Annotated in this window: 28 protein-coding genes and 2 tRNA genes; all 30 read left to right on the forward strand. The window is 42.7% G+C overall.

Annotated elements, in window-relative coordinates; genetic code table 11:
- The first annotated feature begins 95 nt into the window (after positions 1-95).
- Positions 96-1,571 carry an IMP dehydrogenase gene (gene guaB / locus C4H11_RS10380; protein WP_106041798.1) on the forward strand — a complete coding sequence of 492 codons (1,476 nt, stop codon included), beginning with the start codon at positions 96-98 and terminating at the stop codon, positions 1,569-1,571.
- A 21-nt stretch (positions 1,572-1,592) separates the two neighbouring features.
- Complete coding sequence (locus C4H11_RS10385; protein ID WP_106041800.1) at positions 1,593-2,162, forward strand: sugar O-acetyltransferase; 570 nt, start codon at positions 1,593-1,595, stop codon at positions 2,160-2,162.
- A gap of 120 nt (positions 2,163-2,282) precedes the next feature.
- A tRNA-Val gene (locus tag C4H11_RS10390) sits at positions 2,283-2,357 on the forward strand.
- Positions 2,358-2,385: 28 nt separating this feature from the next.
- Positions 2,386-2,460: transfer RNA gene (locus C4H11_RS10395), tRNA-Val, on the forward strand.
- Between the two features lie 200 nt (positions 2,461-2,660).
- Complete coding sequence (locus tag C4H11_RS10400; RefSeq protein WP_106041802.1) at positions 2,661-3,911, forward strand: phage integrase SAM-like domain-containing protein; 1,251 nt, start codon at positions 2,661-2,663, stop codon at positions 3,909-3,911.
- Between the two features lie 153 nt (positions 3,912-4,064).
- Complete coding sequence (dnaN, locus tag C4H11_RS10405; RefSeq protein ID WP_106041804.1) at positions 4,065-5,198, forward strand: DNA polymerase III subunit beta; 1,134 nt, start codon at positions 4,065-4,067, stop codon at positions 5,196-5,198.
- Between the two features lie 14 nt (positions 5,199-5,212).
- Positions 5,213-5,806: a PRTRC system protein E gene (locus C4H11_RS10410; protein ID WP_106041806.1), complete on the forward strand. Its 594-nt coding sequence runs from the start codon at positions 5,213-5,215 to the stop codon at positions 5,804-5,806.
- A 2-nt stretch (positions 5,807-5,808) separates the two neighbouring features.
- Positions 5,809-6,018, forward strand: a complete 210-nt coding sequence (locus C4H11_RS10415; RefSeq protein ID WP_106041809.1) for a PRTRC system protein C — start codon at positions 5,809-5,811, stop codon at positions 6,016-6,018.
- A gap of 10 nt (positions 6,019-6,028) precedes the next feature.
- Positions 6,029-7,162: a hypothetical protein gene (locus C4H11_RS10420; protein WP_106041811.1), complete on the forward strand. Its 1,134-nt coding sequence runs from the start codon at positions 6,029-6,031 to the stop codon at positions 7,160-7,162.
- On the forward strand, positions 7,146-7,826 hold the full coding sequence (locus tag C4H11_RS10425; protein WP_106041813.1) for a PRTRC system protein B: 681 nt from the start codon (positions 7,146-7,148) through the stop codon (positions 7,824-7,826). The genes C4H11_RS10420 and C4H11_RS10425 overlap by 17 nt, the downstream gene beginning before the upstream one ends.
- The gene (locus C4H11_RS10430; RefSeq protein ID WP_106041815.1) at positions 7,823-8,083 is read left to right on the forward strand and encodes a hypothetical protein; all 261 of its coding nucleotides are present in this window, start codon (positions 7,823-7,825) and stop codon (positions 8,081-8,083) included. The genes C4H11_RS10425 and C4H11_RS10430 overlap by 4 nt, the downstream gene beginning before the upstream one ends.
- 2 nt (positions 8,084-8,085) lie before the next feature.
- On the forward strand, positions 8,086-8,847 hold the full coding sequence (locus tag C4H11_RS10435) for a PRTRC system ThiF family protein (RefSeq protein WP_106041817.1): 762 nt from the start codon (positions 8,086-8,088) through the stop codon (positions 8,845-8,847).
- 4 nt (positions 8,848-8,851) lie between these two features.
- Positions 8,852-9,118, forward strand: a complete 267-nt coding sequence (locus C4H11_RS10440) for a hypothetical protein (RefSeq protein ID WP_106041819.1) — start codon at positions 8,852-8,854, stop codon at positions 9,116-9,118.
- Between the two features lie 8 nt (positions 9,119-9,126).
- The gene (locus C4H11_RS14480) at positions 9,127-9,936 is read left to right on the forward strand and encodes a helix-turn-helix domain-containing protein (protein ID WP_234819819.1); all 810 of its coding nucleotides are present in this window, start codon (positions 9,127-9,129) and stop codon (positions 9,934-9,936) included.
- Positions 9,914-10,465, forward strand: a complete 552-nt coding sequence (locus C4H11_RS10450; protein ID WP_129588300.1) for a DUF6633 family protein — start codon at positions 9,914-9,916, stop codon at positions 10,463-10,465. Before C4H11_RS14480 ends, C4H11_RS10450 begins: the two co-directional genes overlap by 23 nt.
- Positions 10,455-11,018, forward strand: coding sequence for a hypothetical protein (locus tag C4H11_RS10455; protein WP_106041823.1), 564 nt, complete (start codon positions 10,455-10,457; stop codon positions 11,016-11,018). The genes C4H11_RS10450 and C4H11_RS10455 overlap by 11 nt, the downstream gene beginning before the upstream one ends.
- Positions 11,019-11,030: 12 nt before the next feature.
- On the forward strand, positions 11,031-11,219 hold the full coding sequence (locus C4H11_RS10460; protein WP_106041825.1) for a hypothetical protein: 189 nt from the start codon (positions 11,031-11,033) through the stop codon (positions 11,217-11,219).
- Positions 11,216-11,740 carry a ParB N-terminal domain-containing protein gene (locus C4H11_RS10465; protein WP_205729965.1) on the forward strand — a complete coding sequence of 175 codons (525 nt, stop codon included), beginning with the start codon at positions 11,216-11,218 and terminating at the stop codon, positions 11,738-11,740. Before C4H11_RS10460 ends, C4H11_RS10465 begins: the two co-directional genes overlap by 4 nt.
- Positions 11,676-12,626, forward strand: a complete 951-nt coding sequence (locus tag C4H11_RS10470) for a hypothetical protein (RefSeq protein ID WP_205729966.1) — start codon at positions 11,676-11,678, stop codon at positions 12,624-12,626. The genes C4H11_RS10465 and C4H11_RS10470 overlap by 65 nt, the downstream gene beginning before the upstream one ends.
- 144 nt (positions 12,627-12,770) lie before the next feature.
- On the forward strand, positions 12,771-12,977 hold the full coding sequence (locus C4H11_RS10475) for a hypothetical protein (RefSeq protein ID WP_129588302.1): 207 nt from the start codon (positions 12,771-12,773) through the stop codon (positions 12,975-12,977).
- An 85-nt stretch (positions 12,978-13,062) separates the two neighbouring features.
- Positions 13,063-13,596: a helix-turn-helix domain-containing protein gene (locus C4H11_RS10480; protein ID WP_106041832.1), complete on the forward strand. Its 534-nt coding sequence runs from the start codon at positions 13,063-13,065 to the stop codon at positions 13,594-13,596.
- Positions 13,597-13,636: 40 nt separating this feature from the next.
- Complete coding sequence (terL, locus tag C4H11_RS10485; RefSeq protein ID WP_106041833.1) at positions 13,637-14,974, forward strand: phage terminase large subunit; 1,338 nt, start codon at positions 13,637-13,639, stop codon at positions 14,972-14,974.
- A gap of 56 nt (positions 14,975-15,030) precedes the next feature.
- On the forward strand, positions 15,031-16,497 hold the full coding sequence (locus tag C4H11_RS10490) for a phage portal protein (RefSeq protein WP_106041835.1): 1,467 nt from the start codon (positions 15,031-15,033) through the stop codon (positions 16,495-16,497).
- A complete protein-coding gene (locus tag C4H11_RS10495; protein WP_106041837.1) occupies positions 16,497-18,230 on the forward strand; it encodes a toxin glutamine deamidase domain-containing protein in 1,734 nt (577 codons plus the stop codon). The genes C4H11_RS10490 and C4H11_RS10495 overlap by 1 nt, the downstream gene beginning before the upstream one ends.
- A gap of 299 nt (positions 18,231-18,529) precedes the next feature.
- Complete coding sequence (locus C4H11_RS10500) at positions 18,530-19,210, forward strand: hypothetical protein (protein ID WP_106041839.1); 681 nt, start codon at positions 18,530-18,532, stop codon at positions 19,208-19,210.
- 25 nt (positions 19,211-19,235) lie between these two features.
- Positions 19,236-19,823 carry a hypothetical protein gene (locus C4H11_RS10505; protein WP_106041841.1) on the forward strand — a complete coding sequence of 196 codons (588 nt, stop codon included), beginning with the start codon at positions 19,236-19,238 and terminating at the stop codon, positions 19,821-19,823.
- Between the two features lie 13 nt (positions 19,824-19,836).
- Positions 19,837-20,967 (forward strand): major capsid protein, encoded by a 1,131-nt coding sequence (locus tag C4H11_RS10510; protein ID WP_106041843.1) that lies wholly within the window; start codon positions 19,837-19,839, stop codon positions 20,965-20,967.
- The gene (locus C4H11_RS10515) at positions 20,967-21,299 is read left to right on the forward strand and encodes a hypothetical protein (RefSeq protein ID WP_106041845.1); all 333 of its coding nucleotides are present in this window, start codon (positions 20,967-20,969) and stop codon (positions 21,297-21,299) included. The genes C4H11_RS10510 and C4H11_RS10515 overlap by 1 nt, the downstream gene beginning before the upstream one ends.
- Entirely contained in the window at positions 21,293-21,604 is a 312-nt protein-coding gene (locus C4H11_RS10520) for a hypothetical protein (protein WP_106041847.1), read from the forward strand. The genes C4H11_RS10515 and C4H11_RS10520 overlap by 7 nt, the downstream gene beginning before the upstream one ends.
- Positions 21,601-22,074, forward strand: a complete 474-nt coding sequence (locus tag C4H11_RS10525; protein ID WP_106041849.1) for a hypothetical protein — start codon at positions 21,601-21,603, stop codon at positions 22,072-22,074. Before C4H11_RS10520 ends, C4H11_RS10525 begins: the two co-directional genes overlap by 4 nt.
- The last annotated feature ends 2 nt before the right edge of the window (positions 22,075-22,076 follow it).

Consider the following 22,076-nt stretch of genomic DNA (forward strand, 5'->3'; position numbering starts at 1 on the left):
TTGGTCAGTAAGTGAAAATTTATTGGGTGCAGATATATACGGAATGGAATAAAAAACGTATATTTGCACGCAATAAATTTTAAACGCATAACCCTATGTCATTTATTGCTGATAAGATTGTTATGGATGGGTTGACGTACGATGATGTATTGTTAATTCCTGCTTATTCTGAGGTACTTCCCAAAACAGTCGAGCTCTCGACTAAGTTTTCACGCAACATTGAGTTGAAAGTTCCATTTGTGACTGCTGCCATGGACACGGTTACCGAAGCGAAGATGGCCATTGCCATTGCCCGCGAAGGTGGTATCGGAGTTATTCATAAAAATATGTCTATTGAGGAACAGGCACGTCAAGTCGCTATTGTGAAGCGTGCTGAAAATGGTATGATTTACGACCCGGTGACTATTAAGAGAGGTTCTACCGTGTCTGATGCTTTGGCTCTGATGAGTGAATACAAAATCGGTGGTATCCCGGTTGTGGATGATGAAGGCTATTTGGTGGGAATTGTAACTAACCGCGACCTCCGCTTTGAGAGGGAGCTTCACAAGCATATCGATGAGGTAATGACAAAGGAGAATATTGTTACTACCAATCAGACTACGGACTTGGAGGCTGCCGCTCAAATCTTGCAAGAGCATAAGATTGAAAAACTTCCGGTGGTTGATAAGGATAACAAGCTGGTGGGGCTGATCACCTATAAAGACATTACCAAAGCCAAAGACAAACCGATGGCTTGCAAGGATGCCAAAGGCCGTCTTAGGGTTGCAGCCGGAGTGGGTGTTACGGATGATACGTTGGAACGTATGCGGGCTCTTGTGGATGCAGGGGCGGATGCCATTGTTATCGATACGGCCCACGGGCATTCCAAGTTTGTGATTGAAAAATTGAAAGAGGCCAAAAAGCATTTCCCGAATATTGATGTCGTGGTAGGCAATATCGCTACCGGTGAGGCGGCAAAGGCATTGGCTGAGGCCGGTGCCGACGGAGTGAAAGTGGGCATTGGCCCGGGTTCTATCTGTACGACTCGCGTGGTTGCCGGTGTAGGCGTGCCGCAGTTGTCGGCTGTATATGATGTGGCAAAGGCTTTGAAAGGTACAGGTGTTCCTTTGATTGCCGATGGCGGTTTGCGCTATTCCGGTGATGTGGTGAAAGCCTTGGCTGCCGGCGGTTACAGTGTGATGATAGGTTCGCTGGTTGCCGGGACGGAGGAATCACCGGGTGAAACGATTATCTTTAATGGTCGTAAATTCAAATCCTACCGTGGCATGGGATCTTTGGAAGCGATGGAGCATGGATCTAAAGACCGTTATTTCCAAAGTAGTACAAGCGATGTGAAGAAATTGGTTCCGGAGGGCATTGCCGCTCGTGTGCCTTATAAGGGAACTCTTTATGAAGTGATTTATCAGCTGACCGGCGGTCTGCGTGCCGGTATGGGTTATTGTGGCGCTGCCAATATTGAGCGGCTGCATGATGCGAAATTTACTCGCATCACCAACGCCGGTGTGTTGGAAAGCCATCCGCATGATGTGTCTATCACTAGCGAGGCACCGAATTACAGCCGTCCTGAGTAAGATGGGGTGACGAGGGGCTTTATGAATGAAGTAGAAAAAATGCGCAGTTCCCAGTTGGCGGACATGTCTGCTCCGGAGATTCAGGCGAAGTTTGAACATGCCAAAAGATTATTGGCCAAGATGCGTATGATGAGTATTTATGATGAGGCGTATCGCGGCGCATTAGAAGAACTGGTGCCGGGCATCCCTGCTACTTCCATTATCTGCCCTCCGTTCCATTGCGATCATGGAGATGGAATCAGGCTGGGGGAGCATGTCTTTGTAAATGCCAATTGTACTTTCTTGGACGGGGGATATATCACTATAGGGACTCATACATTGGTAGGTCCTTGTGTGCAAATATATACCCCTCATCATCCAATGGATTATATAGAGCGTCGCGGGGAAAAAGAGTATGCTTATCCGGTGACAATAGGCGAAGACTGCTGGATTGGTGGTGGTGTCATTCTGTGCCCGGGCGTGACGATTGGCGATCGTTGTATTATCGGTGCCGGTAGTGTGGTGACAAAAGATATACCGTCGGACAGTGTTGCTGTTGGCAATCCTGCCAAAGTTATTCGGAAGAATGAAGTTTTAAAGAGAGACAACTAACTGCTTGGTAGACAGTAGATATAAGCAAGTATGAGAAAAAAGTTTTAAAATAGAGTGCAAAAGTTTTGGTAGTGTCAAAATAAGCTGTACCTTTGCATCGCTTTTGAAACGAAAGTGTACGGGCGTTTAGCTCAGCTGGTTCAGAGCATCTGCCTTACAAGCAGAGGGTCGGCGGTTCGAATCCGTCAACGCCCACAAAAAGACCACACTTTCGTTTTTAGAAGGGCGTTTAGCTCAGCTGGTTCAGAGCATCTGCCTTACAAGCAGAGGGTCGGCGGTTCGAATCCGTCAACGCCCACAAAACCTAAAGGGTTGAAAATCTACAGTTTATATTAGTTGCGAGCTGGTGCGATTGCGTACCGGCTCGTTCGTGTTTATAGGATAACGGCTTATTTGACCCAATTTTACATCAAATAAGAGGCTTTTTTCTTATAACTATCTTATAACTTTTGCCACTTAACGCATCGCATACATTTTTTACTATTAAATAATTAATGTATGGCAACATTTAAAGCGGTAGTCTTCACCGGAGGAAAACACCTAAAGCAAGACGGAACAACCAATATAAAGATACGTATATATCATAACGGAGTATCACAATATATTCCTACTGAATACTACGTAAAGCCTGAATTAATGGGCAATGACGGTAATATAGTATCTTCCTCAGAAGAGGGCGAGGCATTGAATTATGAGTTGACAGAACTTATACAGAAATACAGAGGTGCTTATATCAAGCTCGGAATGTCGAGAACTTCTAAGATGAGCTGTGCAGAGTTAAAAGAAGAGATTGTAAAATTGGCTAATCCAGAATCGGAAATCATTGACTTTGTGGCATTTTCAAGGGAGATAATATCAAAAACGGTTAAAAGAAAAACCGCCGTTTGGTATGAATCGTCCCTCAATGCTTTTATCCGGTTTTATGGTTCTGACAGAATAGACGTAAAAGATGTGCGTGCCAAGAAATTGGAGGACTGGATGACATATTTAGCAAACAGTAAAGTGAATGGTTCAGAAAGATTAATGGAGCCTGGCACAATCAATAACTATATGCGTGGCATCAGGGCCTTGTATAATAGGGCAAGGATGTTTTATAACAATGAAGACTTTGATATAATAAAGATACCTGGTAATCCGTTTGTAAAGATTCGTATTCCTGAATACCGGAGGAAGAGAAAGAATCTGAAGGTGGAAGATATAGTCCGTATAAGCAGATCTAACTTTGATAGAGAGCGAACGAATATAGCAAGAGATATATTTATGGTGCAATTCTATCTAATGGGAATCAACCTGAATGACTTATTCAATATAAGAAGAGAGGTATATGGACGAATTGAATACGAGCGTTCAAAGGTTAACACGGTTAAAGATACGGCTAAGGTCATGTTGTCTGTACGGATAGAGCCGGAATGCAGAGAAATATTGAGAAAATATAGCAACGGATCCTTTCTTTCTTTCATTCGTGATCGGTATACGAATTACGATAATTTTCTGAAAGCCGTGAACAAGGAGCTGAAGGTTATATCATCGGAACTTAATCTTGGCGTTCCACTATCAACGAATTGGGCACGCCATAGCTGGGCGAGCATTGCGCGAAATAAAGCGGGAATAAGCAAGGCGGATGTAGACTTCTGTCTCGGGCACGTTAGTAACGAGTATAAGATGGCAGATATATACATAGAAACCGACTACTCTATTTGCGACCGTGCGAATAGGGCTGTTTTAGATTTAATGAAAAAAATATCATGAAAAATTTGCAGATATAAAAAGTAGCTGTATATTTGCATCGTATTAGTTGCGAGCCTGATAGGGATTTTATCCTTGTCAGGCTTTTTGTGTATATGTCCGTTATCTGAAACCCTTCTGTAAATCAATGCCTTGCGCCTTAAAAAAGACGCAAGTATGAAAATTACAGTAACCAAATCGGAGCTTCAAAACAAGCTCAAACTTGTAGGGAGGTTTATCGCCCCCAATAAAGTAAACCAACAATATGATAGTTTCCTTTTTGAGCGAAGGGGGGGGATTCTTCAGGTTACCGCCGCTGACGAAGGGGGCTGGATAAAGACCATCATTGAACATACCTCCGATACAGAGGAATTTCTTTTTTCAGTAAACGCAAAAACCTTTCTTGATGGTATCAATCAAATACCGGAACAGCCATTGATTATTTCATTGACAGATAAGAATACCTATTATGACTTATTGGTAGAGTATGCAGGAGGCCGATTCTCTATGTGTGCGGGCATTCACCGCATATTTGAAACGAAGGAGGAGCGGAAACCGGGAGATATCGTAACTTCTATATCATCAATAAACCTTCTGTACGGATTGAGGCGCACATATTTCCGTGCGGCATCCGATGATCTTCGCCCGGTTATGAACGGCGTATATTTAGAACTGGCCGGCGCATCATTTACTTTCGCGGCAAGTGACGGGCATACCCTTGCTGTAATGGAATATTTTGGAGGTGGCGAACAGTCGGAAATCCGCAGTGGAGTTATCCTCGCAAAGAAACTATGTAAGGTTCTGATAGATGCTCTTCCATCGGAAGATGAGCCGGTGGAATATTTCACATCTGGAACGAATATTGTATTTAGTCATCCATTATTTACTGTATCCTATCGAATGGTTGAAGGGAAGTATCCGAATTTCCGGGCTGTCATACCCAAAAACAACTCGAATATAGCATCTGTCGATAGGAATTCGTTTATATCTCTTCTAAAGAGGGTGCTTGTTTTCAGTAACAAGAATACGAATTTAATTAAATTGTCATTTCAAGACGGCAAGTTACAAGGCAATGCCGTTGATATGGACTACTCCATGTCGGCAAGCGAGGAAATGCCTATAGAATATTCGGGTAATTATATGAGCATAGGGTTCAACGGAGTTTTTCTCCTTGACCTAATATCTAATATGCAGACAAGTGACCATATTAAGATTCTATTATCCGACCCGACAAGAGCTGCTATTATTACAGAAGACGCTCCTACGGATGCTGAGCAACTTACCTACATTATTATGCCAATGTCTATTTAAAAAAACGAATCATCATGTTTACAAAATTTGCATCAATGCTTGGGGATGGAGACTCTCTAAGCATCACCATAACAAAAAAGGGTGATAATCTAATCACAAGTATATTACCTAAGAAAGCAGACCTTTCTGATACCGGGAAAGACCATTTATCACCTCTTGTGGTATCTGGTACTCCCGAAGAGTTGGAAGATGGATTTATCGACGCTGTAATAACTCCCATACAACAAGCTACCGGCATATTGACAAATATGCGCGAGTTTGAAAAAGGGGTTGAGGATGCTGAAGCAAATAGTAAAGCCGCCAAGAAAGAAAAAGAACGTAAAGAAAAAGAAAAAAAAGAGCGTAAGGATAAGTATAAAGAATTTACCGAAAAGGCCAATGCTGCAGAGAAAGCCGGGAATATTGCCGAAGCCATCAAGGCTCTGCAAGAGGCAGACAAATATGCTTCCGGTAATCATTCTGCGATTTCCGGCCGTATCCAACGCTTGCAGTCAAGACTTAACACAGGTACTCTGTTTGGTGGGGAAGCCCTTCCACCTGAAGAAGAGGCACACTACGGCGAAGATGAATCAGATGATAACGAATATTCAGAAGAAAAGGAGGAATAACTATGGCTATTACAGTAAAAGGATTAGACCGGATTTTTAAGTATGGTGATAGAGAGTTGTCGGACCCCGACAGAAGCATGTCTCCCGATGAAGTGATGAACTTTTATGCAAACACTTATCCGGAACTTACAACAAGTAATGTTCACGGGCCCGAGATAGAGGACGATAAGGCAGTATATACATTCAAGACAACCGTAGGTACTAAAGGATGAAAAAGAAATCATGCGAGAAGTTCGAGAATATACAGGAGTTTCACAAGGCGATAGGGCGAGTACTTATTCAATCGTCAACAGGGAGAATCAGATACGGAGTAAGGGAGCGCGTGAAAAGGCGTGCCCCGGATCCGAATGCCCAGCCAATGATTTTCTGAAAGAACGGTTTATTGATATCCCTTTAGAGTTTGATTTGGACGTTGACATTGATGGGAAGATTGATAAAGAGGGAAGTATAGACAATGTATTCTCTTCCATTCGTCAATACCTAAGCTTGCTTGGAGTTGATATGAAGACTAAACCTACCGGAAAGTTTGCATACGACATCAATCTTGCATTGATTGAACTTGATGAAAATATAACAGAAAAAGGAGTATATTCTAACCTTGAACTGAATGGCGATATATTGAGCGTTCATATAGTAAGGTCTTATAAGGTTTTCGATTTATCATTCGTCTTTCTTCCTATTTCATCGGTTAAGAGAATGCCGTCGCCTTTGGCTGATGTATTTGTTGATTTCGTAGGGTTCTATGCCCGCACTCAGGGGATATGTCTTCCTATAGAGCATAATGACTTTTACGTTCATATATGCGAAGAGAATGAAGGATTCTTTGATGATTACGAAGACTCTGAATATTCAGAGTCCGCAAAGGAAGTTCGAAAAAGCTATCGAGATGGTGAATATAGCCAATGGTTTTCCCGCATAGCATCCTCTATGAAAAGTGATAAGGAAATTCTTGAATCATTGCGAGCGTTAAAGAGTTCATGTAATGGGAAGGACCTTGAGTTGATTTCCTGCATGGAGGACGGAGTTTCCATTCTATCATCCGGCTGTATTACTTCATTCAACTACAATCCGGATATGAACGATTGTGACGTGTTAAACGGATGCTATGATTACGAACCTTTCGATATTAGCCGAAACTATGCGATATGCTGGGATTTAAACGACCCTGTTACGCAAATGATCGGGGAGTATATTAATTGCCTTATTAGAGAAGTTTGCTGTTATGGGGCGACTGAAAGTGTGGTCTTGTCCCCGGCGACATCTTCCGTGTTTGTAAAGAATCCATTTCCCGAAATGTTTGAGAAGTGGTTTATGAAATTTCTAAATCTATTAGAAGAATATGGGACAGATAAATGATTCATTTACACAGCGATTGACGCCTAAAATGGCAATAATCGTGTACAATAGTAATGATAATCACTATTATCTCGAAGAAAGGGAAATACGCAAAGGTCGCATGTGTGCCGGCATTCCGCTTACGGAAAAGAAGATTGCGGATATTATGGATACACTGGCCAAGTCTGATGGCGTGGAGCTTGTTCACGGGCGTGTACCTGAATGTCTTTTATATGCCGATTCAAGAGCCGGGTATGAGAAGTACGTTTGGTACAGAAAGCCGGAAAAACATAGATTGTATTTCTCTAAAAACCTTGGCATAGAGGATGGCGAAATGTGGGTTCCCGGATTGGTGTGGATTCTTGAAAACGGTAGGCTGTCAATGTATGCCTACAAAGTAAGAAAGCCCGGCAAACTATATCGTGCTCCGTTTTTCAACGTATATCCTGACTATGTATGTCTGGGAAGCGCTAAGGCTGAGGCTCCTAAAGAAATGACTTATGAGGCTATCATTGCCTATTATGAGGAGTTGTTTTGGAACTCGGCTTTCTCTCATCTCGGAGGGGATAATCCGGTAAAAGGAAACCTTTCCGTGATAACGAAGAATTGTATTAAGACCGGATGCAGATTCCCGGAAGAAGAGCTTGTGCCGGTCAATGTTAAACTTGAAGATTTGTTGAAATGAGTCATAAATTAAAATTTAAAGAATGGGCAAAGAATACTTTTGTCCAAGTGTATAATAACTTATCCGACGTGGCAGCAACCGATAAAATGTTAGAAGTTGGTGACCGTGTTATTTATACGAATAAATATGGAGTAAAGTTTGGCCCTTTGGAAATATTGGGATTCTGTAAACCTGATGGTGAGAGGTGCATATTCTTGGATAAGAGTAGTTATTGGTTTCCTGTTAGAATCGATGAAGTTGAATTAATAAAGATATAGTAATGAAACGAGTACACTTCACCCATAAATACCTGTTATCCCCGACCCACCCTATTACGGTCAATCTGATAGGGTGCGGCGGCACCGGCTCGATGGTGCTATCATGTCTTGGGCGGATAGATTGCTCTTTGCGTGCTCTGGGACATCCGGGTTTGCATGTTACGGCATTCGACCCAGACGAAGTAAGCGGAGCCAATATCGGTAGACAGCTATTCAGTGTGTCGGATGAGGGGCTTAATAAAGCGGATGTTTTAATCACTCGCATGAATAGATTCTTTGCCACTGATTGGGAGGCTGTACCTGAACGGTTCTCCGACCTTTATTCCTATGCCAATATAACAATATCATGTGTGGACAATATAAAGTCTCGTATTGAGATTGGAGAGATATTGCGTTCGGATTCGGAAATGTATGACGATAAGGATAAACTGTATTGGCTTGACTTCGGCAACTCGACAGATAGAGGACAGGTTGTTCTTGGAACAGTACAAGAGATGAAACAGCCGAAGTCTGAGAAGTACGAAACGGTTAGCCGATTAAGATGCGTTGATGAGATGTTTGACCTCTCGCAACTGAATGATGAAGATTCGGGCCCGAGCTGCTCACTTGCTGAGGCTCTGGAAAAGCAGGATTTATTCATCAACTCAACGCTTGCGCAGCATGGTTCACATTTGCTTTGGAGACTACTTACCGGCGCATATATAGAGTATCAAGGGCTGTACTTAAACCTTGACACAATGAATGTAAAACCTATAAAAGTATAATGTTGTGAAATATGAACAATTAGTTGATAGATATTGGAGGGCTTATTCAGATGAAATGATTAAAGTGCCTGAAACCGCCTTATATTTTGCATTAGTAGAACAATGGCATCGACAAGGGGAGAATGATGTCACAAATTGTTCGTTCAGAACTATCTGCCTTATGATTCGCCTACCAATGAAGAAAATCTCCCCGGCCGTATTTGCGTTGGTAAGTAAAGGGTTAATAGAGTGTACCATCGGCAAAGACGGTATCAGTTATAAATTTACATAATCGTAAACATGAATGGATATTCTTTATTAAGCAAGCTTCATAAGGCACGAAGAAATTTCAGGCTAACCGCTACCGAACAAGCTCTATTCAGGGAATTAGTAGATGTTTGCAATAGCGATGGCTGGAGGGATTTTTTCTGCTGCCCAAACAAAGACCTATGCTGCCTTTTGAATATTGATGAAAAGACACTCATAAGAGCAAGATTAACGTTAATCAATGCAGGATTAATATACTACGAAGCAGGTAAAAGCAAGCGGCATGCAAGCAGATATTCTTTTGAAAAACCATCAAAGAAAGTAAGTAAAACTGCTGGAAATGTGCCAGCAGATGTGCCAGCAGATGTGCCAGCAGATGTGCCAGCAGATGTGCCAGCAGATGTGCCAGCAGATAATATATATAAAACTAAACTAAACAAAAAGGGAAAAAGAACTACTAACGTAGTTCCAAAAAGTTCTGCCGCGGCTAAAGCCGCTACACTCGAACAACGTACAAAAGTCTTTTACGATTCTTTGGTTCCCTTTGTTGAGGTTTACGGTAAGGAAATGATACGGGCCTTTTATAACTACTGGACCGAGCCGAATAAGTCTAAAACGAAAATGCGGTTTGAACTCGAGAAGACGTGGGATGTTTCCCGTCGCCTTGTAACGTGGTCTAACCGAGAATCTATAAAAGTGAGAAACAATGGATACCAAGATAGATACGAACAAAAGCGGATTGATTCTGAGCAAAGAAAGGCTGAATCATTGGCTAACCTCGACAACATCCGTGCAGCAGCGGAGAGACGTAGAAAGGAGCTTGAAGCAGAGGGAATTATTTAGCAGCTATCCTGACCCCGCCTTGCTGCTTGCGGATTATAACCCCTCCATACAGGCTAAGATTATCAAAACAGGATTTTCTTTCGCTGCTCTTGCAAAGAATGAAGCTATACCTACTCTTGGCCTGTTAAGCGGCACATACGGCGAGGAAACGCCCTTGGAGTGGCTGAAAATACAGATTGGAAGCCTGAATGATTACGCCGAGCAGGGTAGAGGTATAACCGAAAGCCAGCTGACGGAATTTACGTCGCTTATCCTGAATGAGTATTACTATCTCAACCTTGCAGAGGTGGCTAATTTCATTGCACGTTTCAAGCTTGGTTACTATGGTGAGTTTTACGGCGTTATTGGTCCGATGAAGATTGCCAGTGCCATCAGGGAGTATTTACGTGAGAGAAGAATCGATATTGAGCGGTACGAAAGGGAACAGGAGCGTATTCAGGACGAGAAGAACCGTGAGGAATGGGCTAAGACATCTATCACTCATGAAGAATATTTACGCAGAAAGGAATCACGCAAAAATGGCAAGTAGTGATATAAACAATTACATCTCGAAACGTTACGCCCGATGGCTTGACTATGCGGAGTTTCATTGCGCACATGCCGGCATCATGGGTGAAGCGTCTGATGTCCTAGACGAAGTTCTTTGCTCGCTGCTGGAGAAAGATTCACGTTTCCTCTCCCGGCTTCTCAATTCAAAGAAGAACGGATATACGGAACTTGACTTCTTCGTATTGAGGATGATAAAATTGAATGCTACTTCTCCCACTTCTCCATACCGAAGCAAATATAGGCCGATACCCACGGATGAGAATGCGGACTATTCGCGTCTTGATGTTGAGGATATGGAAGATGATTCGGAAGATGTGGCCGGAGAAACTTTGCGGCGCATGAGGCTCGTTCGTGAAATCTTTGAAGATCTTGACCTTTCCCCGTTCGCCCGCAGCGTATTCCAATATCGTTTTTTTGATGGCGGGGTGTTCAGTGAGTGGCCGGGCGATGAAAGTTTGAATGAGTTGTACGATACTTATAACGGCGTGCAAGAGCTCATCACAAAGAAAATAAACGGAAATATTCTATTTTAAATTAAAAACATTATGAAAGCATTGATTACAAAAAAAGTGACGGTAGTACGCAATGAGAACTTGTTAGATCCTGATACGGGATTGATTAAAGACGTATGCTGGGTGGGAATGAATAGCCGGATAACGGTGTATTATCTACTATTTATTCCAATTTATAGAAAAGAGGAAAAATTTAATGATGTGGATACTGCGGAATTATGAAAGATGAAATAAAATTTGACCCTAAAAACTTCCGTATTCATAACGACCGGAACAAGAAGGTTATCCGCAAGAGCCTTGAAGATTGCGGCGCCGGACGTTCCGTCTTGATGGATAAGGATAATTACTTGATAGCAGGCAATGGAGTATATGAACAGGCGCAAGAGCTTGGAATTCCGGTCCGAATCATTGAGACGGATGGCAAAGAGCTTGTTGTGGTAAAGCGAAAGGATTTAGCTCTTGGCGACAATCGACGTAAGTTGCTTGCGCTTGCTGATAATCACGCTTCCGATACGTCTGAGTTTGATATGGATCTTGTTATAGAGAACTTTTCTGCTGACGTTTTGGAGGATTGGGCGTTTTCGGTAGATGACATAGATGTTTCTGATGAATTACCATCAAGCACTGTTGTATCAAGGCGTCTTGCTGACTCGTTTATTATACCTCCTTTTTCAATCCTTGACACAAGGCAAGGAAGGTGGCAGGAACGGAAAAAGAGAATGGTTGTCTATTGGTATAAATAGCGAAATTGGGCGTGAAGGCGAGCTGACGTATGCCCGCTCCTCACAATCTCCGCATATATACGAGTTACGGAACAGATTACGCGAAAAGATGGGCTATGATCCTTCTTGGGATGAGATAGCGGAATATTGCCAAAAAAATAATATTCCGATGATGGGAGGGACATCTATTTTCGATCCTGTTCTTTGTGAATTGTCATACAGGTGGTTCAATATATCAGGCGGAGATATTATAGACCCGTTTGCGGGAGGTTCAGTGCGAGGGATAGTAGCAGCAAAATTAGGAATGGGATATAAAGGAATTGATTTACGATCGGAGCAGATTAAGGCTAATTATGAGAATGTAGCGCAAATACAGCCTCCTATAACAGAGAGAGAATGTCCTACTTGGATATGCGGTGATAGTATCGATATAGATATGCACTGCGCAGGAGTAGAGGCCGATATGATATTTAGTTGCCCTCCTTATGCAGACTTAGAGGTTTATTCGGATGATCCGCGCGATTTGTCCAATATGGAGTATGAGTCGTTCCTGAATGCTTATAAAGTAATAATTAGGAAGAGCTGCTCCTTGTTGAAGGAAAATCGCTTTGCAGTTTTTGTTGTTGGTGAAGTGAGAGCTAAAAGCGGGGAATATTATGATTTCGTAGGTGATACGGTGAAGGCTTTTAAAGAAGCAGGACTACACTACTACAACGAGATGATTATTGTTAATCAAATAGGGTCATTGGCAATGCGTGCAGGTAATCAGTTTAATCATTCCCGTAAAATAGGTAAATGTCATCAAAACGTATTAGTCTTTTACAAGGGTGATTTAAAGAAAATTCCAAGTATATATCCAGAACTCGACCTTGGTAATGTTGAAAAAGATTACGAAGAAAACATTTAAAGAAAAACATGTGATGATGGAACCCTGAAAGGATATGAAAAGCAATCGCGATGCTTGGCATGTCTTTCTCCGAAGTACAAGGAGATAGGGGTTTCTTGGATTTAATTATTAACTTTGCCGCATGAACTTTAAATGATTGCCGGCATGAAAACAATAACAGAGATGTATAAAGAATTGCTGAAAAAAAGACTGGAGCGAAAAAAACAAGAGTTATCCACTATTGAAGAATCAATCAACATGGGGGGGGTAGTTGCAGTTGAGAAGAAAAAGTATATTGAACTGAAAGCCGTAATTAACGAGCTTGAAAACATAATCGATATGGCGGAGACGATGTTTGAGAAAGACGAGTAGTGTATTTGTTATTGCCTATCTGTTGGGGGAGTTGCTGAAAAGCGGCTTCCCTTTTATATTTTAAAGAAAATACCTTTACAAATATATGACTGCGCCGAAAAAAGAATATGAGAAAAGGAAAGTAGGTAGAAAGAGCTCGTTTAAGGATGAGTATATAGAACAGTCTCTTAAGTTGTCATTGCTTGGAGCAACAGATAAGGAAATGGCTGATTTCTTCGGAGTTAGCGAACAGACATTGAATACTTGGAAGAAGAAGTATCCAGAGTTTCTTGAGTCCTTAAAAAGAGGCAAGGCTATGGCTGATGCTAATGTTGCATCCAGATTGTACAATCGTGCTATCGGATACAGTTGCCGTGCGACAAAGTTTGCAACAAACGAAGGGAAGATAACAGATAAGGTTGATTATGTAGAGCATTATCCTCCTGATACGACAGCTGCTATCTTTTGGCTGAAAAACAGGCAGCCGGAGAAATGGAGAGACCGTAAGGAGATAGACGCTAACGTTAATCTTAGCGATGAATTGGAAAGCATGTCGGATGAACAGTTAGAAAATATTATACGTGGCGAACAACAGGGAGATATTGATAAGAAAAGCGAAAGCGGCAACGATACTGCGTAAGCGAGAAGCCCGGAAAACATTCTGGGCTTTCTGCTTGTATATGGACCCGAAGTTTTTCGCAAAACGGTTGTTTCTTAAAAAGGTGGCCGATGCTTATCAGCGCGTACATGAAAAGTACTCCGATGGCCTTTCTTGGAGCCTTGCAGTCAGCATGCCACCTCGTGCCGGTAAGTCTTATATCTCTTCTCTATTTATCGCATGGATGCTCGGGCACTTTCCGGAGGAGAGTGTTATGCGTAACTGTCATTCAGATACTCTGTATAACAAATTATCATACGATGCCCGTAATATCATCCGTTCGCGTCGATTCTCGGAGATATTCCCGGATGCAAAGCTAAGCCAAGACAAACAGAACGTAAAGGGTTGGAACCTTACTGCGGCTCGGCAGGTGAGTTATTTCGGAGCAGGTGTCGGTGGTACTGTTATCGGATTCGGTGCGTCTATGCTTGCTATGACTGATGACTTGTATAAGTCTTTGGAGGATGCTCTTTCCGATACCAACAACGAAAAGGTATGGAGTTGGAAGCAGGGTACGCACGATTCACGTTTGGAAAAAAATTGTTGCCGTATCGATATTGGTACTCGTTGGTCCGCTTCGGATGTTCTTGGACGTATGGAAGAGGCCGGGAAATACGATGAGATTATACGTATAGCCGCCCTTGATGAAAACGATGAGTCGTTCTGTGAGGATGTGCACACGACTGAGTATTACCGCGAGTTGAGGCTTGAAACGGATGATAGTATATGGTGCGCGGAGTACATGCAGGAGCCTATTGAGGCTATCGGGTTACTGTTCCCTAAATCGGAGCTCATGTACTTTACGTTCGATGAACTTAAGGGCAAGACGCCGGACGGGAATATTGGTGCTTGTGACGTTGCCGACAAAGGAAACGATGACCTATGCGCCCCGTTCGCCGATGTGTACGGCGATCGCCTGTTCATCACAGATGTTGTATTTACAAAAGATGCAGTAGAGGTTACAGAACCACGCGTTGCGCAGGCAGTCATTGACAATAAGTGCGACCAAATGCGCATTGAAGCGAACAACGGTGGGCGTATCTTCGCTATTAATGTGCGAAAGACTGTAAAATGGCGTAACAGTAAGTGCGAGATACAGGCACGTCACACAACACAGAATAAAGAGACGCGTATACTGATGCGTGCAGGATGGATAAAGAAGCATTGTTTGTTCCTTGCTCCAACGGAATATAAGAAAGGATCTGACTATGACCGTTTCATGAAAGCTCTTACCAAGTATAAGAAGGAGGGAGGGAATGAACATGATGATGCACCTGACGGTATGACCATTCTTGCAGAGTTCGCAGAATCAATCGGAATGAAGACTAAGACTGCAAAGCGAAAGGTTGGGCGCGGATAGTAATTTGCTGCATCGTTATAAAACGCACGCTTGGGTATATTTTAAGAGAAAAGTATATGCCGAGTATTCAGGAGATTTTAGCAAAAGACGATTTTAGCGCTATCGTCAGCGACCTATGTAAAGATACGAGAGAGAATCGCTATCCTCGTGAGTATATGGAAGAGTATAACGGTGACCGAACACGCCGCCCGGATTCAGTAGGATTCAGGCAGCCGAAGACTATTGCCGTATATTCCGATACACTAACCGATAAGGAGGGTAACCCTGTCCGATTAGAGGATAAAACCATTCAAGTTGCAAAGGTTGTTACTAATATCCCAAAGCGTATTGTACGTACCGCTGTAGCGTTCATGTTCGGCGGGGAGATGACTCTGTCTGCGGAAGATCCTAACGAGGGGTTCGATGAGTTCAAGAAAGTCTTTGTTCGCAAGCTTAAGATGCAATCCGTATTTCGCAAGTTTGCCCGTAAAGTACTGTCAGAGACGAAAGCGGCTATCGTTTTCTATCCGGTAATAAAGCATGAAAGGGATATTGCAGGTAATGTCAAAAAGGTTTCGGTTCTTAAATGCAAGATACTATCTACTCCTAAAAGCTTGAATGAAACGTGTGAGTTCTATCCGCATTTCGATGAAGACGATGATATGGACGGATTCATTCATAAGTACAATGCGGATGTCGACGGTTCTAATTGCGAATGTATCACTATCTATACCGCCGAAACAATCTATACTGCCGTGAAGTATAACGGAGTATGGAATATCATTAAAAAACCTAACCTGTTTAAGAAGATTCCGGTTGTATATGCTGAAGTAGATGAACCCGAATGGGATTGTATCGCTAATCCTATGGATAAATACGAGATGCGTCTCTCTCGTGTGTCCGATACGAACGATTATTTCTCGGAACCGATACTGAAAACATATGGGCTTGCCAATCTGCCAAGCAAAGAAACGGTAGGTAAAGAATTGAATTTCTCAATGGAGATAGACCCAGATACGGGTACGGCGTATCATGGTGATGCGGATTATCTCGCATGGCAACAGTCTATAGACTCTGTTAAAGAAGAGCTTGACCGCCTAAAGAGCGAGATAGATTCCGGTTCGTCCACTCCAGACCTATCATTCAATAATCTTCAGGGTATCGGCAATCTTAGCGGTGTGGCCCGTAAGTTTATGACTATTGAGGCTACCATTAAGGCAAGCGAGAATATGGAGGTATTCGGTCCCGTCGTGCAACGTGCAGTTGCTATCATACAGGCCGGCATGATTAATATTTCGCACACTAAATATGCCTCACAGCTCGAAGATAACTATATCGATGTAGAGTTTGGTACTGTTCTTCCCGAGGACGTTGCCGAAGAGTTAAAGAATCTTGAAACAGCCTCACAGTTTAACTCAATGGAAACAATCATCAAAAACTCACCATATACGGATAACGTGCAGGAAGAGCTTGCGAGAAAGAAACAGGATGACAAAGATGAGGCATCCAACAGGGCTATGCCGGGATTTACATTTGCTGAATAATGAAGAAGATTCGTTCACTTGCTTTTCATGACCGGCAGCATATACAGCGGATATTAATGCAGCAGAATGCTGTCGGTTTGGCTTTCAATCAATTTATCGCCACTGTCTCACCTCATCTTCGTAAATGGACCGACCGTGGAGGAGATAGTGTGTGGGTGCGCAATTCCTCTGTAGAGAAAGCTATTGACAAGGCTTTATTGGTATTGCAGGCTTCCCTACAACAGAATATTACCGAATTTCAGGCTGATGCTTGGAAGGGGGCTAATATAAAGAATGATGATATGGTTTCCCGTTTCATAGACGGTATGGCTATTTCTTCGCTACGCAGGGATGGAATGTTCCGTCAAAACATGGAAGCGTTCAGAGGACTGCAAAAGGAGGTTGACGCAAACGGGTTGAATGTATCACAGAAGGTCTGGAAAATTACCGATCAGGCGAAAACCAACCTCGAGTTCTATCTTGATAGCGGTATATCCTCTGGGAGAAGCGCATCAGGGATAAGCAGTGACATTCGTCAAATCTTGGATAAACCGGATAAGAGGTTTCGCCGTGTACGTGACGAGAACGGGAAGTTGCAATTATCTAAGCCCATGGAAGAGTATCACCCTGGTGCAGGCGTATATCGTTCTTCCCGCATGAACGCTTTGCGTCTTGCCGCCACAACTACGAACGTGGCGTATAGGAAAGCAGACTATGAACGTTGGCAGAGTCTTGATTTTGTCCTTGGTATAGAGATAAGCCGTTCCCCGTCTAATCATGGTCCGTGCAAGATATGCGACGCTATGGTGGGTAAATACCCTAAGGGGTTTCAGTTCTTGGGTTTCCATCCGTTTTGTATCTGTATAGCTACTCCCATACTCCAGAAACCGGAAGATTTCGCTGACTTTTTACTTGATGATGAAATACCGAAAGAGCAACTTATTACCGATATACCTGCTGATGCCCGTAAGTTCATGCTTGATAATGAGTATATGCAGAAGTCGTATGCTTTCAGGGATAATGCGGAATGGTTCTCAGATAAACCTGTTAATAATACACAAGGCGATAAAATTATTGTAGGTAGTAATGTGCCTTCTGGGTTAAATACATTAGAGCAACAAATGTGGATTAATAATGTCCACGACACAGAAGATCGATTAAATATAACTCAAGGCAATCCGATGTCATTTGAAGAGGCTGATGGTAAGTCTCCTAATCCTAACTTTGAATCAGAATGGGGGTATAAACATAACTGTCAATCGTGTGTAGTTGCTTATGAATTACGGAGAAGAGGGTATAATGTGGAGGCTTTAATGAAGACTTTGGAAGATGATAACATCCCTCGTCAGTTGTCTTATAAAACAGAGTGGGCATGGATAGATCCTAAAACCGGACAAATGCCTAAAAAATTTAAGGCGGGAGGCGAGTATATAGACCCACTAACCAAAAAGATTAAGGTGAAAACAGAAAAAGTTATGATTAAAGAACTTATAGATAACACGAAAGTTCCGGGACGTTACCATATTGCATTTAATTGGAAAGGAAAATCAATAGAGGGTCATATAATAACGCTTGAAAGGTTGGATAATAACCAAGTAGTTTTATATGACCCACAAACGGGAGATAAAGTAAATTGGGCAGATTTAAAAAAGAGAATAAGGTTATCAGGAGGTATACGAGGATATAGGGTTGACAATATGCTGATAAACGAAAAGATTATAAATGGCGTAGTTCGGCCATCAAAGAGAAGATAGTATTTGATGTATTTCATGTAGCGTCGCTAATCTGGCAAAGTCTTGTTCGGATATTAGAATATATGTAGGATACCCGGTGCACATATTCGCAGAGGATGTGTCGTATGTAGCAAAAAAGACCATACATGAATTCCATTCCGTTTCATATAACGCTTTATCAAAGCCTATGCTCTTGACAAAAGATTCCGCTATTCTTTGTTTTTTCGAAATAATATCCGCTTTCATTCACATAGATGTCTAATAATTCAACAAATATAATAAAAAAATAATCATTCACTTATATTTTAAAGGAAAAAGTTATGAAGATTTTAGCAACAATCAAAGCCGCTCTGAAAAAGGCGGGGATACCCGAAAAATATGCGGGTAAAGTTCAAAAGTTATTCAATATTGAAAGTGAAGAAAACCTTGAGACATACATTGCGCTGTTCAAGGAGAATATTCTTCCTGATATTGAAGAGGTTGAAGGTAGTGTAAAGACTGCTGCTGAAGCTGCTGCAAAAAAAGCTATCGAAGATTACGAGAAACAGCATAATCTGAAAGATGGCAAAGCCATTAAACCGGAAAAGCCGGAAGAAACAAAGACGGATGATTTGCCGCCGGCGGTAAAAGTTCTTATTGAAGCCCAAGGCAAGCAGATTTCAGAGCTTACCGGAGTGGTGAACAAGCTTGCAAACTCTGTTACTACATCACAGAAACAGTCATCTGCTGCCGCCCTTTTCAAGGAAGCCAAGCTGCCGGAAAAGTGGCTTTCTCGTATCGATGTCAACTCTGAAAAGTCTGTAGAAGATCAAATTAAGGAATTGCAGGAAGAATGGACTGAACTCCGTCAAAGTGTTATTGATGACCAGGTGGAGACCGGCGACTACCGCCCTAATCAGTATAAACCGAAAGAAAGAACAGAGAAAGAGTGGGCCGATTTCATGAATGGGGACAAAGAAACAAGCAAGGATGCGAGCGTTGCAAGCCTCGGCTTGGATTAGTGTTTAATAAATTAATAATTGTGTCATGTTTAGAAAAAAAGAAAAAGAGTTTCAGTACCATCCCGGTATAGAGAAGATTATCGAGGATGTACAGGGTGGCGGAACCATTGCCCGAAAAGAGCTGAAGGGCGTCATCAAGGAATTGCCGCCTATCGTTGTTGTGGGGCGCGATGAAAACGGATTGTATCATGTTGTGAAAACCGCCCTTATCCAGAAAGTGAGCGGAACGACTATTGAGGTTGGCAAGAAGCATCTTTTTGTGGTCGGTGAAGCTGTTATGATTGGTGGTGATTTGAAGGGTGCATCCGATTTGATTGCGTCTATCGACAAGAGTAATCCTGAAAAGGATGTTATTACTCTTGCTGGCGCCATTGGAGAGGGCAGTGCCGGCCAAGTGCTTGTTCTTGCAAAAGACAAACAGGACGCTAATTCAGCCAAGTTCAAGTACATCCCTGAGGTTGTTACAATGAACAAGGTAGACGTTACGGTTGCCAACCAGCAATCAGGCTTGCTTGTCCGTGGAACAGTTAATGAGAGTGTAATGCCTTATCCTGTTGATGACGCTATTAAGGCACAGTTAAAGGATATTCGTTTTGTATACAAACAAGTGTAAATAGTTGTTTATTATGGAAAGAAGTTTAATTAAGCAAGTCAACCGAAAAAATATGTCGGCTCGCCTGAATTCCCGTAAGGTGAAGCCGGTGTTCTATCCGAACTTTTTCGATGTGAAACAAAAAATGTCCCTTAAATGGGAGACCTTGACGGGAGAAAAAGGTGCACCGGTTATCGCTGACGTAATCAGCTACGATGCTTCGGCACCACAGAAGACGCGAGAAGTAGTCGGCAAGATGTCCGGGGATATCCCCAAGACTGCTGTAAAGCGTGGTATGAATGAGAGTGACTGGAACGAATACCGGCAGTTGAGTCGTGATTGCAACGGCGATGCTGATTTGCAGGCTCTTCTTGACCTTTCTTTCAAAGATCAGGACTTTGTATATAATGCAGTGCGTGCTCGTTTTGAGTGGTGGTGCATGCAGTTAATGTCTAAGGGTGGATTCGCTCTGAATAAATCCAATAATAACGGTATTGTTACGGAAGAGTTTGTCGGATGCGGTATGCCGAAAGCCAATCGTAAGGTCGCGGCTAAAGATTGGGCTAACGCGTCTACTGCTGACGGGTTGCAGGACATCGAAGATGTTATTGTTGCTGCAGCAGCCGATGGAGTTTCTCTTCGCTACGTTATTATGCGTTCTGATGAGTTTTCTTTGTTGAAAAAGCAAAAATCAACAATGGAGAAGGTGAAAGGATGGATTAACCAAAAGGATAAACTTACCATCACGAAAAAGGTCATCAACGAGTATCTTGCTGCTCAAGAAAAACCTGTTACTATTGTTGTAATAGACCCTTCTGTGCGTATTGAAGACGAGTCCCACAAACGTACTACTGTGAACCCATGGGAGAGCAGAAGAGTTTGTTTCTTGGAAGATCTTAATGTTGGCGATATACAACATGGTCCTATCGCCGCAGAGAGTTCTGTCGAATACGCCAAAAAAGCTACCACCTTGAAGAAAGATTTTATCTTTATCTCCAAGTGGTCGGAGCTGGAGCCGTTCAAGGAATGGACAAAGGCAGAAGCGAATGCTATTCCCGTAATCAACGACCCTGATGCCATGTATATCCTTAAAGCGGATGCGTTGGCTTGGGAAGAGAGTGAGAATACGGAATATACGGACACTGACGACGAAAACGGTTACTAATGGATACTATTCGCGATACTATTCTTGCATTTCCCGGCCTTGAGGATACGGAGGATGCGTTTCTAAATCGAGTACTTACACTTCGGGGGCTTGACGGCACGAAGCCATACTCGAAAGAGATAGACGGCTCTGTATGCCTCGCGGCGGCTGACTTGTATAAACAGATGGCAAACCTTCCGGATTTCTCGGAAGGTGAGCTATCTAAAACATATCCGCGTAGTTATTATGTCAATACGGCGAAAAGCTTGTATATCGAGAACGGTGAACCTGAAAAGGCGTTGACGGTAGGCAAACGAATAGTCGTAAAAGGAAAGGCAGGCAACAGATGGTAAAGCGAAAAGCATACGAAGCGACCGTAACGCTGGAGATAGCCGGAGGGGTTGTTAACGGTGAATGGCAGGAAGGGCGTACAGATACATTGTCCATCAAAGGGCATTACAACTCTGCTACGGGAGCCCGGATAATCATTCGCCGTAACGCCAACGGCGACGAGAAGCAAGTTAGCGGCTATTTCTTTCCCGGCAAGAAACCAAAGTTTGAGGGTAATCCTATCAGGCTCACTGTACCGGGCCTGGAAATAGATGTCCCGATAATATGTTGGGATTCGTACCAATCACATTCCGTTATCAATGTATGAGTAAAAACGGGCTTATCCCCTTGTGGACGGATAGCGATGCAGACAGATTCTACAGCTACTTTGTCGATAGAGCAAATGATAAGATATTTCAGATGCTTTCGGCTGCCGGTGAAAAGTATATCGGAGTTGCACGTAAATCCGGTTCTTATAAAGACCATACGGGGAACCTGCGTAGCTCTGTCGGTTATATGGTCTTCAAGGATGGAGAATGTGTAGCCGAGAACTTTGAGAAAAGCTCGAATGGTACGGATAAGCAAACGGGAGTCACAAAAGCTCGCAGGCTTGCTAAAAAGATTGCTCTTGAATTGGATACGGGATGGGTGCTCGTCTTAACCGCCGGCATGGAGTACGCTGCACGGGTTGAAGCTCTCGGACGTGATGTAGCCACATCTGGGACTATTAAGGCGGAAGAGTATTTGCGAAAGACGAGCAAAAACCTATTTGACAAATTGGCAAAAAGAGGATATTAGAA

Source organism: Bacteroides zoogleoformans (assembly GCF_002998435.1).
Taxonomy (GTDB): domain Bacteria; phylum Bacteroidota; class Bacteroidia; order Bacteroidales; family Bacteroidaceae; genus Bacteroides; species Bacteroides zoogleoformans.